Origin of the sequence: Nocardia sp. NPDC059177 (assembly GCF_042755165.1) — a bacterium.
GTDB lineage: Bacteria > Actinomycetota > Actinomycetes > Mycobacteriales > Mycobacteriaceae > Nocardia.
Map to the genome: position 1 here is coordinate 318,233 of NZ_JBHZBX010000002.1, position 12,646 is coordinate 330,878.

At 69.2% G+C, this 12,646-nt stretch carries 14 protein-coding genes and 3 tRNA genes; 8 read left to right on the forward strand and 9 right to left on the reverse strand.

Annotation, left to right across the window (positions count from 1 at the left end):
- On the reverse strand, positions 1-984 hold the full coding sequence (locus ACFXK0_RS04580; RefSeq protein ID WP_379408363.1) for an NAD(P)H-quinone oxidoreductase: 984 nt from the start codon (positions 982-984) through the stop codon (positions 1-3).
- 63 nt (positions 985-1,047) lie between these two features.
- Between ACFXK0_RS04580 and ACFXK0_RS04585 the strand changes: the two genes are divergently transcribed.
- Positions 1,048-1,135: transfer RNA gene (locus tag ACFXK0_RS04585), tRNA-Ser, on the forward strand.
- Position 1,136: 1 nt separating this feature from the next.
- Here the strand turns inward: ACFXK0_RS04585 and ACFXK0_RS04590 are convergent.
- On the reverse strand, positions 1,137-1,565 hold the full coding sequence (locus ACFXK0_RS04590; RefSeq protein WP_379408364.1) for a winged helix-turn-helix transcriptional regulator: 429 nt from the start codon (positions 1,563-1,565) through the stop codon (positions 1,137-1,139).
- Between the two features lie 62 nt (positions 1,566-1,627).
- On the opposite strand from ACFXK0_RS04590, the gene ACFXK0_RS04595 reads away from it, so the two are divergent.
- Positions 1,628-2,482 carry an NAD(P)H-binding protein gene (locus ACFXK0_RS04595; RefSeq protein ID WP_379408365.1) on the forward strand — a complete coding sequence of 285 codons (855 nt, stop codon included), beginning with the start codon at positions 1,628-1,630 and terminating at the stop codon, positions 2,480-2,482.
- Positions 2,483-2,539: 57 nt separating this feature from the next.
- Here the strand turns inward: ACFXK0_RS04595 and ACFXK0_RS04600 are convergent, their stop codons facing one another.
- Positions 2,540-3,685, reverse strand: coding sequence for a nitric oxide synthase oxygenase (locus tag ACFXK0_RS04600; protein ID WP_379408366.1), 1,146 nt, complete (start codon positions 3,683-3,685; stop codon positions 2,540-2,542).
- A 222-nt stretch (positions 3,686-3,907) separates the two neighbouring features.
- Positions 3,908-4,984 carry a histidinol-phosphate transaminase gene (gene hisC, locus ACFXK0_RS04605; protein WP_379408368.1) on the reverse strand — a complete coding sequence of 359 codons (1,077 nt, stop codon included), beginning with the start codon at positions 4,982-4,984 and terminating at the stop codon, positions 3,908-3,910.
- An 89-nt stretch (positions 4,985-5,073) separates the two neighbouring features.
- Between hisC and ACFXK0_RS04610 the strand changes: the two genes are divergently transcribed.
- The 4 genes from ACFXK0_RS04610 to ACFXK0_RS04625 all read left to right on the forward strand — a co-directional run bounded on the left by ACFXK0_RS04610 (position 5,074) and on the right by ACFXK0_RS04625 (position 6,803).
- Positions 5,074-5,811, forward strand: a complete 738-nt coding sequence (locus tag ACFXK0_RS04610; RefSeq protein WP_379408369.1) for a dienelactone hydrolase family protein — start codon at positions 5,074-5,076, stop codon at positions 5,809-5,811.
- A 93-nt stretch (positions 5,812-5,904) separates the two neighbouring features.
- A tRNA-Ser gene (locus tag ACFXK0_RS04615) sits at positions 5,905-5,994 on the forward strand.
- Positions 5,995-6,027: 33 nt separating this feature from the next.
- Positions 6,028-6,100 (forward strand) — tRNA-Arg (locus ACFXK0_RS04620).
- A gap of 169 nt (positions 6,101-6,269) precedes the next feature.
- Positions 6,270-6,803, forward strand: coding sequence for a transglutaminase family protein (locus tag ACFXK0_RS04625; RefSeq protein WP_379408370.1), 534 nt, complete (start codon positions 6,270-6,272; stop codon positions 6,801-6,803).
- 34 nt (positions 6,804-6,837) lie between these two features.
- Here the strand turns inward: ACFXK0_RS04625 and ACFXK0_RS04630 are convergent, their stop codons facing one another.
- Positions 6,838-7,563: a maleylpyruvate isomerase family mycothiol-dependent enzyme gene (locus ACFXK0_RS04630; RefSeq protein WP_379408371.1), complete on the reverse strand. Its 726-nt coding sequence runs from the start codon at positions 7,561-7,563 to the stop codon at positions 6,838-6,840.
- A gap of 144 nt (positions 7,564-7,707) precedes the next feature.
- On the reverse strand, positions 7,708-8,103 hold the full coding sequence (locus ACFXK0_RS04635) for a Rid family hydrolase (protein WP_379408372.1): 396 nt from the start codon (positions 8,101-8,103) through the stop codon (positions 7,708-7,710).
- 85 nt (positions 8,104-8,188) lie between these two features.
- Between ACFXK0_RS04635 and ACFXK0_RS04640 the strand changes: the two genes are divergently transcribed.
- Positions 8,189-9,766 (forward strand): esterase-like activity of phytase family protein, encoded by a 1,578-nt coding sequence (locus ACFXK0_RS04640; protein WP_379408373.1) that lies wholly within the window; start codon positions 8,189-8,191, stop codon positions 9,764-9,766.
- Here the strand turns inward: ACFXK0_RS04640 and ACFXK0_RS04645 are convergent.
- Positions 9,753-10,436: a DUF998 domain-containing protein gene (locus ACFXK0_RS04645; protein WP_379408374.1), complete on the reverse strand. Its 684-nt coding sequence runs from the start codon at positions 10,434-10,436 to the stop codon at positions 9,753-9,755. The genes ACFXK0_RS04640 and ACFXK0_RS04645 overlap by 14 nt on opposite strands.
- A gap of 140 nt (positions 10,437-10,576) precedes the next feature.
- Between ACFXK0_RS04645 and ACFXK0_RS04650 the strand changes: the two genes are divergently transcribed.
- Positions 10,577-10,705 carry a hypothetical protein gene (locus tag ACFXK0_RS04650; RefSeq protein WP_379408375.1) on the forward strand — a complete coding sequence of 43 codons (129 nt, stop codon included), beginning with the start codon at positions 10,577-10,579 and terminating at the stop codon, positions 10,703-10,705.
- A 19-nt stretch (positions 10,706-10,724) separates the two neighbouring features.
- On the opposite strand, the gene ACFXK0_RS04655 is transcribed toward ACFXK0_RS04650, so the two are convergent.
- Both ACFXK0_RS04655 and ACFXK0_RS04660 read right to left on the reverse strand, forming a co-directional pair.
- Entirely contained in the window at positions 10,725-11,189 is a 465-nt protein-coding gene (locus tag ACFXK0_RS04655) for a very short patch repair endonuclease (protein WP_379408376.1), read from the reverse strand.
- Positions 11,186-12,319 carry a DNA cytosine methyltransferase gene (locus ACFXK0_RS04660; RefSeq protein WP_379408485.1) on the reverse strand — a complete coding sequence of 378 codons (1,134 nt, stop codon included), beginning with the start codon at positions 12,317-12,319 and terminating at the stop codon, positions 11,186-11,188. The genes ACFXK0_RS04655 and ACFXK0_RS04660 overlap by 4 nt, the downstream gene beginning before the upstream one ends.
- Positions 12,320-12,646 lie beyond the last annotated feature (327 nt).

The window sequence follows — 12,646 nt, forward strand, 5'->3', positions numbered from 1 at the left end:
TCACTCGCGGACCCGCAGCACCACCTTGCCGAAGGTCGAGGCGTCGTCGAGCAGTTCGTGCGCGCGGGCCGCCTCGGTGATCGGCAGTTCCTCGCTGATCACCGGCACGATCTCGCCCGCGGCGATCAGCGGCCACAGTTCGGCGCGCACCGCCGCGACGACCTCGGCCTTGCTGCCCGGGCCGACGCGGGGCCTGCCGCGCAGGTTCGTCGCCTGGACGGTGCCCCATTTGCGCAGCAGCGTGCCGAGTTCCAGTGTCCCGGTGACTCCGCCCTGCATGCCGATCACCACCAGCTTGCCGTGCGGGGCCAGGGCTTCCACATTGCGTTCCAGGTAGGCCGCTCCCATATTGTCCAGGATCACGTCGGCACCACCTGCGCCCGCGAGCTCGGCGACGAAGTCCTGGGTCCGGTAGTTGATCAGCAGCTCGGCGCCGAGTTCGGCGCATTTGGTCAGCTTCTCGTCCGAGCCTGCCGTCACCGCGACCCGCGCGCCCAGCTGTCGCGCCACCTGGATGGCGTGCGTCCCGATCCCGCTGCCGCCACCGTGGATCAGCACCAGCTGCCCGGCGCGCAACCCGGCCGTCAGCACCAGGTTCGACCACACCGTCGCCGCCACCTCGGGCAGGCCGGCCGCGGCGACCGCGTCGAGCCCGTCGGGAATCGGCAGCAGCTGGGTGGCCGGCACCGCCACCAGCTCGGCGTACCCGCCGCCGGACAGCAGCGCGCACACCCGATCGCCCACCTGCCAGCCCTCCACCCCGGCCCCGAGCTGCACGATCGTGCCCGAACACTCCAGTCCGAGCACCGAACTGGCATCGCCGGGCGGGTGATAGAACCCGCGCCGCTGCAACACATCGGCCCGGTTCACCCCCGCCGCGACCACCTCGACGAGAACCTCGCCCAGTCCCGGTTCCGGGTCGACCGTCACGGTCCACTCCATCACCTCGGGCCCACCGAAACCGTTCAACTCGATAGCGCGCATGGATTGATCCTCGCGCCCGGAGTCCGCCGGCGCCACTACCGGTGAGCTACGATCCTTGGCGAAGGAGACGTGGCAGAGCGGCCGAATGCACTCGCCTTGAAAGCGAGCATGGGTAACACCATCGGGGGTTCAAATCCCTCCGTCTCCGCCAATCACTTCGTCGTCGGCAGCCGCGGCCCGTCATCGTGATCGAGCGGGCGCGTGCCCTGCTGGAATCGCACGACCTCCTCCGCGTTGGCCTGCACCCACTCCAGCAAACCCTGTAGCCGGTCCGCGATCTCGTGTCCGCGCGGCGTCAGTTCATAGGAAACCCGCGGTGGGATGGTGGGTTCCACCGTGCGCTCCAGCAATCCGTACTCGGTGAACGTGCGCAGATTCTGCGAGAGCATCTTCTCGCTGATTCCGCCGATCCGGTCGCGCAGCACATGGAATCGCATCGGCCCGTCGCGCAGCGCCGCCAGGATCAGCACGCCCCACCGGCTGGTCACCTTGTCGAGAATGGTCCGCGCCGGGCAGTCCTTGTCGAATACGTCACGTCGCCCGACCTCGGCCCGCGCCTTGTCCGGGACACCTACCGCCATCTCCTGAGCTTACTTCCAGGTATGCCCTTTCCAAAAGTAAGCCCGGTGCCTACGGTCGGCCCATGGTCGAGAACAGCAGGATCCTGGTGATCGGGGCGACCGGTCACGTCGGCGGCCAGGTCGCCGCCCAACTCATCGCCCACCCGGTGACGGTGCGAGCGCTGGCCCGCGATCCGCGCACCGCGGCGCTGCCCACCGGCGTCGAGGTCGTCCCCGGCGACCTGACCGCGCCGGACACCCTGCACTACGCGCTGGACGGCGTCGACACGGTCTTCCTGACCTGGCCGATGCTGTCCGAAGAGATCGCGGACGCGGTGATCGCCCAGATCGCCGAACAGGCGCGGCGGATCGTGCTGCTGTCCTCGGCCGCCGTCGACGACGCCGTCGCCGTGCAGACCAATCCGATCGGCGCCGTGCACGCCGCCATCGAACGCCCGATTCTCGAATCCGGTCTCGAATGGACGTTCCTGCGCCCCCACGGCTTCGCCACCAACACCATCGAATGGGCGCCGCAGATCCGCGCCGGTGACCTCGTGCGCGGCGCGTACGGCGCGGCCACAGTGGCACTGCTGCACGAGGCCGATATCGCCGCGGTCGCGGTCCGCGCCCTCACCACCGACGGACACGCGGGCGCCCGCTACGAACTCACCAGCTCGGCGGCCCTGCCTCGCACCGAACAGGTCGCGGCCATCGGCGCCGCACTCGGCCGCACACTGACCTGGGTGGAGATCGACCTGGAACAGGCGATCGCCGAGATGACCTGGCTCCCACCGGAAACCGCCCGCGTCGTGCTCACCGGCCTGGCCGGCTACGTCGACACCCCCTGCACGACGACCACGACGATCCAGGAAGTCACCGGTGGCCCGGCCCGTAGCTACCACCAGTGGGCCGTCGATCACGTGGCCGACTTCAGCTGACCTCGTCCCGGACCCGAACCGGGATCTGGCGGAACGGCCGCAATCAGGTGGGGGTGTTCAGCTGTCGGCGCGTGTGACGAAGTTGGGACGGACGTCCAGGTCGGGGGTGTCGTAGTAGCGGTGAAACGTGGGGGTCAGGCCCGACGAGATCGGCGGGTTGACCCAGCTCCAGTCGGTGGGGCAGCGGCGGCCGGCGGCGGCCTCGCGTTCGACGTGGTCGCAGAACTGTTTCGCGACGGTGTGATGGTCGACCAGGTGCACGCCAGCCGCGCGGAAACTGTGCAGGACGGCGTGGTTCAGTTCGATCAGGGCCTTGTCGCGCCACAGGGTGCGCACCGAGGAGGTGTCCAGGCCCATCAGGTCGGCGATCAGCGGGAGCATGTTGTAGCGGTCGGTATCGCTGAGGTTGCGCGCGCCGATCTCGGTGCCCACATACCAGCCGTTGAACGGGGCGAACGGGTAGGTGATGCCGCCGATCTCCAGGTCCATGTTCGAGACGGCGGGCAGCGCATGCCATTTCAGGCCGAGCGAGGCGAACCAGGGGTGGTCGGGGTGGACGAGGTCGACCTCGCGCACCAGCTCGCGCGGCACCTCGAAGAACTGGAGATCCTCGGTCGGTGTGCTGATCAGCACGGGCAGTATGTCGAACGGAGTGCGCCTGCCGCGCCACCCGAGCGCGGTGGCCTGCTCGGTGGCGGCGATATTGGCCGGGTCGCCGGTGACGGTCCCGTCGCCGTTGCGGTACCCGGCGTACCGGATCAATTGCGCACTCACAATGCGGAATTCGCCCTCGCCGGGCAGGCGCTGCGGGCCGACGGTGACCAGCGATTGGATCGCACCGCCATTGGTCGCCAGGCGCAGATGTTCCCAGCACACCCCGGCGAGTTCCCTGGCCGAAGTCACCCGGCGCGCGTCCAGCAGTTTCAGCGTGCGCCAATGTTTGCGGCCGACGCAACGAGCGTGATTGCGCCAGGCCAATTTCGCGCCGATCAGGATTTCTTCGGCGGTCTGCCGGTAGGTGCCGGTTTCCCGCATTTCGGCCAGTGCGCCGAGCCGCCGCTGCATCGGCAGATGCCCCAGTTCGGGGTTGCGGAAGAACTCGTCGCAGTCGCGCAGCCTGCGTTCCAGATCGGTGTCCGGTGCGGCGAAAGAGCCTGTGTCGGTGATTGTTTCGCAGATGACAGGGTGCGAGCGTTGATTCACGGGACATCTCCGGTCAGGCAGCGGGTGCGGGGCCGTGCTGGCGGACCCGGGCAGTCCCTGCCGAGAACACTCCACTCGACCGGTCACGCGTACCGGCGCACGATCATCACCGGTTCCCGAATTCGCTGCGCGTCAGCCTATGGCCGGTGTGCTGGCAGTGTGCTCGAATTCGCCGCAATCACACCGTGACTGGCTGTCAAGGGATGCTGACCGTGCGCCGGACTAACGGAATTTCGCCGCGGTTTCCGGTGCGGTCGCGAAGGCGAGGAATTGTTCGTTCTCGCGCGGATCACCGATCGTCACCCGCACACCGTCACCGGCGAACGGCCGCACCAGCACCCCGGCCTCGGCACTCGCCTCGGCGAAGGCCACAGCGCGCTCACCCAGCGGAAGCCAGACGAAGTTGGCCTCGCTCGGCGGCACCTCGTAGCCGGCGGCGCGTAGCGCCTCGGCCACCGCCCGCCGCTGCGTCACCAGCACGTCCGTGCGATCGAGCAGCTCCCCGCGCGCCTCCAGCGAGGCGATCGCGGCCGCCTGCGCGAGCTTGTTCACGCTGAACGGGATATGCACCTTGAGCAGCGCGGTGATCACTTCGGGGTCACCGACCGCGTAGCCCACCCGCAGGCCGGCCAGCCCGTAGGCCTTGGAGAAGGTCCGCAGCACCACCACGTTCGGCCGGGACCGCGCGATCTCGATCCCGTCGGGCCGGGTCTCCGGCGTCAGCCGCAGGTACTCGTAGTAGGCCTCGTCGAGCACGACCAGCACATGCGCGGGCACCCGGTCCAGGAACCGTTCCAGCTCGGCGCGTCCGTGCGCGGTGCCGGTGGGGTTGTTCGGGTTGCAGACGAAGATCAGCTTGGTGCGCTCGGTGACCGCGTCGGCCATCGCGTCCAGGTCGTGCAGGTGACCGGCCGTCAGCGGCACCGGCACCGCGGTGGCATTGCCCACCTGGGTGACGATCGGGTACGCCTCGAACGAGCGCCAGGCGAAGACCACCTCGTCGGCCGGCGCGTCACAGGTGATCTGCACCAGCTCCTGGCACAGCGCCACGCTGCCACAGCCGACGGCCACATTCGCCACGGTCACGCCGAGGAAATCGGCCAGCGCCGCGCGCAGCTCGCCGACCTGGTTGTCGGGGTAGCGGTTGGCCTGCTCGGCGGCCTCCGCGATCGCCTTGGCCGCACTCGGCAACGGCCCGAAGGTCGTCTCGTTCGACGCGAGCTTCACCGCATCGGGGTGGTTACGGCCGGGAACATAGGCCGGGATGGTGGCGAGATCGGGCCGGATATGCGCAGACACACCTCCACCCTACGATGGTCGCCCGCGCCGACGCGCGGCGCGGCCGTCAAGACCTACCCAACCGCAGTTTCGCCGCCTACGCTGGGTTTATGCCGGGCACTTACGACGATGTCGCCCCCCTACGACCGGTAGAAGTCACCGGCGAGGCGGGCGCTGTGGACACGGTGGGTTCCGCGACGCGCACCGCGGTGCCGATCACGGTCGTCGAGCCCGAACGGGTGGCCCGCGGCGGCATCGTCGTCCTGCACGAATCACGCGAGTTCCCGCCGCAATTGCTCGACCTGATGCGTTCGCTGGCCTTCGAGGGCTGGATCGTCGTCGCCCCGCACCTGTTCGACCGCATCGCCGACGACGCCGTGCACGAGGTGTTCGGCGACGAACTCTTCGACGACTTCGACGCGGGCTTCGACTGGCTCACCACCCGCGGCGTCTTCCCCGACACCATCGGCGTCCTCGGCTTCGACACCGCGGGCACCGCCGCCTTCCTCGTCGCCACCAATCGCCCCATCGGCGCCGCGGTCAGCGTGGCCGCCGCCGGCATCACCGACCCGCTGCCGAGCCAGGACGTCGCCCTGGTCGAGGTCGCCGCCAGCCTGCAAGCACCTTGGCTCGGCCTCTTCGGCACCGACGATCCCGCCACCCCACCCGAGGCCGTCGACCGGCTGCGCGACGCCACCGCCCAGGCGAATGTGGCCAGTCTCACCGTCACCTACCCCGGCCTGAGTCACCGCGCCGACCGCCCCGACCCCGAGGACGAGGCTGCCACCGCCATCCGCATCGACTCCCAGACCCGTATCTACGACTGGTTCGACAGCAATTTACGCTGATTGACCAGGCGTTTTGGACTACTTAACGTGCTCGTGTAATCTTCATTCCCGGCGGTTCGAGAAGAACCGGTGCCCTCGAAAGAGAAGGCTCCAGGAGGCGTGCCAGAGCGGCCGAATGGGACTCACTGCTAATGAGTTGTCCCTTCACGGGGACCGGAGGTTCAAATCCTCTCGCCTCCGCCACACCCGGTTCGCCGGGCCACAACTGAAGACCATGCGCCCGTAGCTCAACGGATAGAGCACTTGACTACGGATCAAGAGGTTAGGGGTTCGAATCCCTTCGGGCGCACAACAATCCGCCTTCTACCGCTACCCGGTAGGAGGCGGATTTTCGTTTCCCAAGGCGGGGGATCGGTCGTAGATTCTCCGATGTGACAGTGACTTCCTTCGTGCCATCGGCCCAGGCTCCGGCGGCGTACCTCGATGGTGATGCCGTGGTGCAAATCGATGATCCGGCGGTGATCGCGCTCGCGGCGGAGCTGCGTCGCGGTGCGCCTGATGACATCGGGTTCGCGCGGGCAGCCTTTCACTGGGTGCGTGACGAGGTCCGGCATTCCTACGACGCGCAGGATCCGCGGGTGACCTTGACCGCCGGCGAGGTGCTGGGTGAGCGAGTGGGTCTCTGCTACGCGAAGTCTCATCTCCTCGCCGCCTTGCTCCGGGTCGAGGGGATTCCCGCTGGGCTCTGCTACCAGCGGCTCTCGCACGGTGACGGTCATGTCCTGCACGGCTTGGTCGCTGTGTATCTGAACGGGAGTTGGCATCGTCAGGATCCGCGGGGGAACAAGGAGGGGATCGCGGCGGAGTTCTCGCTGACCGGCGAACAGCTGGCGTGGTCGATCGATCCCGCGCTCGGCGAGATCGATTACCCGGAGCTGTTCGCCTCCCCGGCGCCGTCGGTGGTGAACGCGCTCACTGGCACGGCGGACGTGCTGTCGATCTACGACGTCGGCCTCCCGACCGGCTTGGCGCAGTCCGACTACCCGCGCTGAGGTCGCGGGGGCCGTGCCCCGCGACGCCATGGGCTCACTTCCAGGCGGGGAGTGGGGGCAGCGGGCCGGTGAGGCCGGTGCCGGGGGAGCGGCCGAGGAGCCAGGCGAGCAGGGCCGAGGAGGGGCCTAGGACGGTGTGCAGGGGGCGGCCGGGGCCGATGGTGGCGATGAAGTCGGTATCGGCGGCCTGGATGTCGAAGGTGGGGGTGGATTCGGGGTGGAGTCCGCGGGTGAGGTCGGCGACGGCTTCGGGGAGCAGGCGGGCGACGAAGGGGGCGGGCCAGTCGGCGGGGGTGTAGCCGACGGCGAGGTCGACGTGATGGATCTCGGTCTCGCGCAGGCGCATCCAGGGGATCTGGTCGGCGGGGAGGGTGCCGCCCTGACGGTTGCGGACCTCGGCGAGCCAATCGGCGGCGGGCATCGTGGACGCGACGGCTTGCCAGCGGTGGGCCGAGGCGGTGAAGTCGGCGTGCTGGACGGCGAGGGGCCGCGGCGCGCCCGCCTCGATGTCGGCATCGCGCACCGCGATGCTCGCGTACTGGGGGATCTCGATGCCGGTGCGGGCCCACAGCAGCAGGTTCAGCAGGCTGTCGGCATTGCGGGACATGTGCGCCAGGACGTGGCCGCGGGTCCAGCCGGGTAACCCGGAGGGTTCGGTCAGCGCGGACTCGGTGAGGGTGCCGATCGTGGCGTCGAATCGCGCGGTGGAGGCGGCGACCTGATCGAGCAGGTCGGTGGGCGTTGCCGTTTCGCTGGTCACAGAGTCGAGGGTAGTGCGGTGCCCGGCCGGGCAGCGGCGTTCTCGTCGGCGTTCCAGCTGCCCTGTGGATAACTCCGAGCCTGTGGATAACTGGGGATATTTCGGGCTTCGGACGGATCGCCACACGCCGTCGCGTGTGACGATTCAGTCAGCGACGATCGCATCAGCCTCGATCTCGACGAGCAGTTCGGGGGCGATCAGGGCAGACACCTCGTACATGGCGGCGGCAGGCCGGATCGCACCGAACACCGCGGCGTGGGCGGCGGCGACCTCGGGCCAGCGGGCGATATCGGTGACGAACATGCGGGTACGCACCACATCCCGCAGGCTCGCCCCGGCCTGCTCCAGCGCGGCGGCGATGCGGGCCAGGACCTCCCGGGTCTGGGCGCCGATGTCGTCACCGCCGACCGCCCCACCACCGGGGACCGCGGCCGTAGTGCCGCTGACAACGACATGAGCGCCGACGCGCACCGCCCGCGAATACCCCACGACATCTTCGAAATCGGAGGCAGAAGAGATGTTCACCCGACTTGTGGCCATGGCTGTCAGGATGATGCACCGGCTGATGGATGACAATTCACGCGCTGGTCGTCTGCCGGACGATTCACCACGTTATGCAGGGCAGGTGAACGCACGACCAGGTCTTCGCCTCTTCCCCCTCACCGCCGCGCTGTGCGCTGCCGCCGCGCTCGTCGCCGGCTGCTCGACGCCCGACGCCGGCTTCACCGCGAGCAAGGACCAGCCGCTGGTGCTGACTCTCGACGACTTGGTCGCCGCTGCGGGTTCCAGCGCGGTGCTCGCGGTGAGCGTCGAACCCGAGCACGGCTCGGTGACCAGGCGCACCGACGGCGCCTACGTCTACACCCCGAGCGCGGGCTACGCCGGCCAGGACCAATTCACGGTCACCACCACCGACGCGGTCCGCCTGCACACCACCGATATTCCGGTACTCGGCGAGTTCGGCGGCGCCACGGTACAGGGCAGCGGCTTCGGCTCGGCGTGGACGCCGGTGCCCGGCAGCGCCGACGAGTTCTACGGGCTCACCGACCGCGGCCCCAATGTCGACGGTCCAGCCAAGAACGAGAAGCTCTCGCCGACACCGAGTTTCGTGCCGAAGATCGGCCGGTTCAAGCTGGTCGGCAACCGCGCCGAACTACAGTCGACCATCGACCTGCACAGTGCGGCCGGCGTGCCGTTCAACGGCCAGGTCGACACCGCCGCCGACACCGGCGAGACCATCAGGGATCTGCAGGGCGCCGTGCTGCCCGCCACCGACCACGGGCTCGACCCGGAGGGGCTGGTCGCACTGGCGGACGGCACCTTCTGGGTGTCCGACGAATACGGCCCGTTCCTGGTGCATTTCGACGCGAAGGGCAAGGAGATCGAGCGGCTCGTCCCGGGTGCCGGTCTGCCGCAGGAGATCTCGCTGCGCAGCCCCAACCAGGGCATGGAGGGCCTGACCGTCACCCCCGACGGGAACACCCTGGTCGGCATCGTGCAGAGCGCGATCAAGACGCCCGGCTTGGAGGGGTCGGCCAAGGAGGTGCCGCTGTCGCGCATCGTCACCGTCGATGTGAAAACCAAGGCGCAGAAGGAATTCCTGTATCCGTTGCAGGACCCGAAGCAGAACAAGGTCGCGGTCTCGGAGATCACCGCGCTGAGCGCGACGACCTTCCTCGTCGACGAACGTGACGGCAACCTCGCGCCGGAGGCGGACAAGAAGATCTGGACCATCGACATCGCCGGCGCCACCGATGTCGGCCCGCAGTCGACGCTGCCCGGCGCGAAGTACGACGCCGCCAACGGCGGGCTGCTGATCGACGGCAAGCCGATCGAGACGCTGATCGGCGTCGTCCCGACCACCGATGCCGTTGCCGCACTACGGAAGGCGGGCATCGCCCCGGTCGCGAAGTCGAGCAACCTGGATCTGTCGGCCTTACTGGTCTCCCTCGACGAGCAGGGCCGCTTCTTCGGCCACGACAAGATCGAGGGCCTGGCCACACTGGACGGCGGCAAGACGATCTACATCGCCAACGACAGCGACTTCGGGCTGGCCGACAGCACCGGCGAACAACCGCCGTTCGGGCTGAAGCCCAAGACGCTGCCCGACGGGACCCAGGACACCGGCGAGGTGCTGGTGGTCGACACCACCAAGCTGCCTGCCAAGGTCGGCACCCACACGGTGCGGATCACGGTCGAGTAGCCCACTCGCGCCCCTCGACGAGCACGGCGGCGGCCAGCGCGAGCAACCACAGCGACATCGCGCCCACCTGGACGCGCTGGGCGATCCCGAGCGCGTAGGAGCCGGAGAGGTTGTCGGCGACCAGCATCCAGATGGTCGCCGCCGAACCGACCACGAGGACGAGGACTCCGAACTCGCGCAGGATCCGCCAGCGGTGGTAGCGGTAGGCGGCGGCGCTGAACGCGAACGCCGCCACCGCGATCGAGGTGACCGCCAGGGTGCTGGTGAGCGCGTGCGGTTGACGCAACTGCGGGAACAGCCCGCTGTCGCCGCACGCGCTGACCGCGGGGTCGCAGTCGCGCAGCGGCAGCATCGCGTCGGCGATCGTCGCGGCGCCGAAGCACAGCAGGGCCAGCCAGCCGGTGGTGGTGAGCGCGCGGCGCCGGAAGACGAGCAGTCCGCCGAGCGCGGCGGGGATCAGCAGCAGCCCGGCCAGTTTGTCCGCGGTCGCGAACACCTCCCGGTACGGCTTGCCCTCGGCGTCGAGTTCGCTGAGGAAGGTGTTGACCGGATCGCTGGAGATCGGCAGGACGAACTCGAGGACCCAGGAGGAATAGCACAGGCCGGCGACGGCGATCGCGGCGGCGATCAGCACCGGGTAGCCACGGCTGAACCGTGTGGGTTCGCTCACGTCGACCATTGTGCTGTTCGCGTCGAACCGGCCCGATCAGGCGCGGCGGAGGGCGGTGACGTGGTTTCATCACTTCGCGCACAGGTTGCTGTCAGGTTCACCGGGCAGGGTGGTCGATGTAACCAATCGGGAGGTCTTCGATGATCTACGTGATCGCGCTGGCGAGTTTCGCCACGATCCTGGCGATGGCTGTCTCCGGCTACGCCGCGGCCAATGCGCCGAAGTCACTGGTGCGGGTTCGCGCCGACCGTACTCCGCGCCGCCGCTGACTCGTTTGGCCGGTGCCGCTCAGGACGGGTGCTGAGACCGGCGGACGAGGGCGCCGATCTGTTCGGCGGCGGCGTGCGGATCTTCGTGTTCCCATACCCGCACGACCTGCCAGCCCGCCGCGGTCAGCGCGGCATCGGTGGCCCGGTCGCGGGCGACATTGCCGGCCAGTTTGTCGGCCCACCACTGGGCATTGTTCTTCGGATCGGTCGCGTGCTCGGGACACCGATGCCAGAAGCAGCCGTCGACGTACACCGCGATCCGCAGCCGGGGAAACACCACATCGGCACGGCGCCGCTGGCCTTTGATGGGTGGGCGGTCGACGAAATAGCGCAGGCCCGCCCGATGTAGTTCGCGGCGCAGGGCCAGCTCGGGCTCGGTATTCGCGCGTCGTTGCCGGGACATCCGCGCGCTGGTCGCCGCGTCGGTAGCCAGCGGCGTACCGGCTGGTCCAGGCTTCGACGAGGCTGCCCGGCGCGCGCTCATGCCGCCCAGCCGCCCATCCGGTCGAGATGGTCGCGGACGTCGTCGAGGAAGCCGGGCGGGAACCGCAGATTGCCCATCGACGTGCGGCGCAGGAACCCCGCGGTGGCGCGTGGGGACAGCAGTCGCGGCTCGGTGAGGAAGTTCTTCAGGTCCTCGTAGGGCTCGTGCACCGGCCAGGTCGACAGCGGCACGCGGTGCACAACGCCGGCGTGGCCCCACGCCGCCGACGGCCACGGTTGACCGGGCCGCAACGGTTCGCCGCTGGTCAGCGGGGTGCGCGGGTCGGCCAGTCGTTCGCCGACCCAGTTCGCCATCCGCACGCTCACCGCGTTGCCGACCAGCTTCCAGCGGTGACCGTGCCGGACGCCGGGCACGTCGAGGGCGGGCGCGGTCCAGTCGGCGTCGAAGCCCTGCAAGCGCTCACCGTCGACGATGCCAGGGGTGACGATCTCGCCCGCGGGCAGCCGCACCGCCGGCGGGCTGGCGATGCCGAGACCTGATCCACCCTTGAGCGTGGGCACCGCGTTCACCGCCCAGCCGAGGCCGCGCACACCTTCGGTCCAGTAGAAGCCGCACGGGTCGCGGTCGGGGTCGCCGTAGTCGCGCGGTCCGGCGTCGTCGCCGAAGAGCACCTGGCGTGGGTCCTCGGTGCGCGAGGCCAGCATCAATACCCGCTGCCTGCGCTGCGGCAGGCCGAACGCGCGTCCGTCGACGACCCGGTAGGCCCAGGTGTAGCCGAGTTCCTCCAGCGCGCCGGTGATGTGGCGCATGGCCGCGCCGCGCCCGAGTTGCAGCATGAACGGGACGTTCTCGATCAGCAGCCAGCGCGGTCCGCGTTTGCGGCGCACCAGCCGGAAGACCTCGTCGACCAGGCCGGAGCGCCGTCCGGTGATGCCCGCGGTGCGCCCGGCCTGCGAGAGGTCCTGGCAGGGGAAGCCGGCTGCGACGAGTTCGGTGCCTGCGGGGAGCGCGCGTAATCGGGTGATGTCGCCGTGCAGCGGGGTATCAGGGAAGCGGGCGGCGAGCACGCCCTGGGCGCCGGGATCGATCTCACAGAGCAACTCGGTCGCCCAGCCGTTGCGGGCGAGGCCGAGTTCGAGCCCGCCGATCCCGGCGAACAACCCGACCATCCGAGTCAACGACCCTCCTGTGTTCTCGTCAGCGCCACCCGCGCTGCGCAGCGACCCGCTCCCGTGCCTGCGGCGAATTGTATCGGCCCACCGAACAGCCGGTTCTGCCGCGAACGCGGGCCCTCCGCGGTGTGGGGACCGCGCGGCGGAAAATCGGTGGCAGTGGCCAGGGGCGCGGTGCGACCCTTGATGGAGCGAACTTGTCGGACCCCGGTGCGAACATCACGGGGAGTCCGTTCCGGGAAATCATCCATCCACCGGACATCAAGGGGGAACCTTGTCTGTCACATTGGACCTGGCGGCAGCCGAATCGGAGGCCGACAGATC

Excerpts from the sequence above, each read along its gene's own strand:
- ACFXK0_RS04610 (WP_379408369.1), top strand. The coding sequence starts at position 5,074 with ATGCCGGGCACTTACGACGATGTCGCCCCCCTACGACCGGTAGAAGTC.
- ACFXK0_RS04635 (WP_379408372.1), bottom strand. The coding sequence starts at position 8,103 with ATGGCCACAAGTCGGGTGAACATCTCTTCTGCCTCCGATTTCGAAGAT.
- ACFXK0_RS04590 (WP_379408364.1), bottom strand. The coding sequence starts at position 1,565 with ATGGCGGTAGGTGTCCCGGACAAGGCGCGGGCCGAGGTCGGGCGACGT.
- ACFXK0_RS04655 (WP_379408376.1), bottom strand. The coding sequence starts at position 11,189 with ATGAGCGCGCGCCGGGCAGCCTCGTCGAAGCCTGGACCAGCCGGTACG.
- ACFXK0_RS04650 (WP_379408375.1), top strand. The coding sequence starts at position 10,577 with ATGATCTACGTGATCGCGCTGGCGAGTTTCGCCACGATCCTGGCGATG.
- ACFXK0_RS04580 (WP_379408363.1), bottom strand. The coding sequence starts at position 984 with ATGCGCGCTATCGAGTTGAACGGTTTCGGTGGGCCCGAGGTGATGGAG.
- ACFXK0_RS04595 (WP_379408365.1), top strand. The coding sequence starts at position 1,628 with ATGGTCGAGAACAGCAGGATCCTGGTGATCGGGGCGACCGGTCACGTC.
- ACFXK0_RS04660 (WP_379408485.1), bottom strand. The coding sequence starts at position 12,319 with ATGGTCGGGTTGTTCGCCGGGATCGGCGGGCTCGAACTCGGCCTCGCC.